This window comes from Bacteroides acidifaciens, assembly GCF_024623065.1.
Classification (GTDB): domain Bacteria; phylum Bacteroidota; class Bacteroidia; order Bacteroidales; family Bacteroidaceae; genus Bacteroides; species Bacteroides acidifaciens.
The window spans coordinates 1-2,458 of sequence record NZ_JANJZR010000158.1 but is presented as its reverse complement, the minus strand read 5'-3'; the positions used below and the strand labels follow the sequence as shown (position 1 = coordinate 2,458).

Genomic DNA, 2,458 nt, shown 5'->3' with positions numbered 1-2,458 from the left:
CTTTGTTAGTAATTGGTTATGCCGCAAAGATATGCTGGGTTGCGATGCGTGTCAAGGCGGAAAATAGAATGGTTACTCAGGAGGGTTTGTACAGGGAAGCATAGCCAAATATGGTTTCTATGCTTTTTACCCTGCACATTTTATTTTATTTATTCAGATTTGCGAAAGGTCTTTTCCCTGCATATTGATGTTTAAACTCTGAAATCAGCATTGATTCGACATCTTCCGACTCATCTGTTGGTAAAGGTTTCCAGCAAAATAACAGTTCTTCTGAATCATTTAGCTGCCAAATATAACGTCCACCTTTATGCCCGACAGGTTTACCTTGTCCAAATTTTAGATATTGCAATATTCGACTTCTTAATGTCGTTTTATTCTTTTTACCTCCAGCTTTACCAATATAAACCACAGGTGTATTATAAACCCATTTTTCCTGTAAAATTTTTATTGCTACATTAGGATCTGTTCCTTTAAAATATCCACTACTACCTTTCTCCAAGAAAATGGGTTCATCCATAATAGTACGCAAAACCATATATACTCCTCTTGTTGTAGGTATTTGCGAATGATTATTCAATAAACTTTTAACTGAAACAAATCCATAAAATCCTTCATTTTTAAGCGATTCTATTTTCCCAAAATCGATTCTATTAATCCAGTTTGAATCTATATTTTTATTAATTTCTTGGTTAATAATGGCGTTCTTACTTTTACTCTTGTCAGTAATAATTGTAGATGTTATCTTATCTATAATCTTTATTCTCTCGGTATCAATGAGTTCATCTAAATCTTCAAGAGTACAATCTATTATTCCCCAATCATCCCTTCCGAAGAAACCTATTTTACGCATTCTGTTACGTAATTGTTTTTGATAATTTCTTGAAGCATTTTGACGTTCTGCTATCAATTCTCTTAGTTCTAATATTTCAGCAGATGTAAACTTATCTTTTCCTTTCATCATATTAGCTTTACTAAAGATTTCATACTTATATTACAAATTCAAATTCACCTTTCCAAACTTCAGGTATCTTCTCCTGAACTTCTCATAAACCAGAGCATAATACTCCAGAAGATACTGTATCATAGCATCCACTAAATCCTCTAAAGAAACAGCACTCAGTATGTTGATTAGCAAAAGTTCACTATTTATTTTTATGGAGGTTAATAAGAGTTACTTCTTCATAAGACATCACTTCTATAAAAATTCTCCTTAAAGAATTTTACACCCGTGTTATCCTTCACAAGTTTAGCAAAATCTGATATTACCTTATCCGTCTCTGATTGTGATGCAAAGCGTTGCATCTCATATTTCTTTAAAATGGTATGTTCCTTATCTGTTGAAGTTATAATTGTATCTTTTGATGACTCCAAAAAACGAGTCAAGAAATCTTTTTGTGATTCATTTGGTCGATTCGGATCACCTAACCATAATTGTGAGAATTTGGTAGTATATACAGAAACATTGAATACTATATATGAATGCGACACTTCAGAATTGGCATATGAAGAAACATCTGTCATATGCTTATTCTCATCATTGGATATAAAATATCCATCATCCGAAACCTGGAATACTGACATTTCTATAGTATGTTTCCCTATTTTTATAGTTCCGAAATAATACTCAAAGAAATGACCATACAGAAAGTCTAGCCCCCACATATCCTTAAAGACATTCAATTTTGCATATTCCTTGTCTGGGCTGTTCCTTCTATTTTTAATCTCGTCACTATACCAGTTCTTGCTTCCCCACATATCAGTATATGGTGTTTGTTCTCTGATATAATTTACTATGTTAAGTATACGTTTCTGGTATCTTGAAAGCAGTCTGAATGCATTTCTTACATCAACGAATATATTGTCAATCTCTTTTTTCATATCGTAAAGTATTTTTTTAAGTTATCTATTGAAGATGAATTTATTATATTCTTTTCCGTTGCCATGGTATTGAACCAGTCTATATTATACACACCATTTATATTGAAGGCCAGTATTATATTATCAAGTAAACGCAGTGTAGCTGAAATATTCATATCAGGAACACTAATCCTTTTCAATTCGCTTCTATATTTGTTCGTAGCTATTAACAAAGAAAGCCAATTGCATTTGAAAATTAAATGCTTTCTACTACGTACCTTTATCTCTTCAATATCCATTGACATATTACCTCCTACTGCAATGAATATTACAGGCTTTTCTTCTTTTCCATATTCATTATCATATGCTGTTAATTCCTGAGTCCATTGTTTCAAATACTGACCACCATAATCTCCGTATTTCGCCTCAATAATTACATCAAATTCTTCAAAACGTATAAATAAATCAGGCTCTACATAAGTATTGTTATCTGTACCAGTATTATCCCAATGTGACCAAAACTCATAAGTAACTAATCAAAATTAAGCAGCATTATGTTTAAGTTTAATACCCAAGGTATCCCCGACAGCCGCCAATGCCC

3 protein-coding genes are annotated in these 2,458 nt (G+C 32.4%); all 3 read right to left on the bottom strand.

Annotation, left to right across the window (positions count from 1 at the left end; all coding sequences use genetic code 11):
- Window positions 1-145: 145 nt before the first annotated feature.
- The 3 genes from NSB03_RS20335 to NSB03_RS20325 all read right to left on the bottom strand — a co-directional run bounded on the left by NSB03_RS20335 (window position 146) and on the right by NSB03_RS20325 (window position 2,252).
- Window positions 146-961, bottom strand: coding sequence for a hypothetical protein (locus NSB03_RS20335; RefSeq protein ID WP_257466621.1), 816 nt, complete (start codon window positions 959-961; stop codon window positions 146-148).
- Between the two features lie 218 nt (window positions 962-1,179).
- Window positions 1,180-1,878 (bottom strand): PM0109 family protein, encoded by a 699-nt coding sequence (locus tag NSB03_RS20330; protein WP_024988870.1) that lies wholly within the window; start codon window positions 1,876-1,878, stop codon window positions 1,180-1,182.
- Window positions 1,875-2,252: a hypothetical protein gene (locus NSB03_RS20325; protein ID WP_257466620.1), complete on the bottom strand. Its 378-nt coding sequence runs from the start codon at window positions 2,250-2,252 to the stop codon at window positions 1,875-1,877. Before NSB03_RS20325 ends, NSB03_RS20330 begins: the two co-directional genes overlap by 4 nt.
- Between the last annotated feature and the right edge of the window lie 206 nt (window positions 2,253-2,458).

What these genes read in the sequence shown, in the direction of transcription:
- NSB03_RS20330 (WP_024988870.1), bottom strand. Translation starts at nt 1,878, where the DNA reads ATGAAAAAAGAGATTGACAATATATTCGTTGATGTAAGAAATGCATTC.
- NSB03_RS20335 (WP_257466621.1), bottom strand. Translation starts at nt 961, where the DNA reads ATGATGAAAGGAAAAGATAAGTTTACATCTGCTGAAATATTAGAACTA.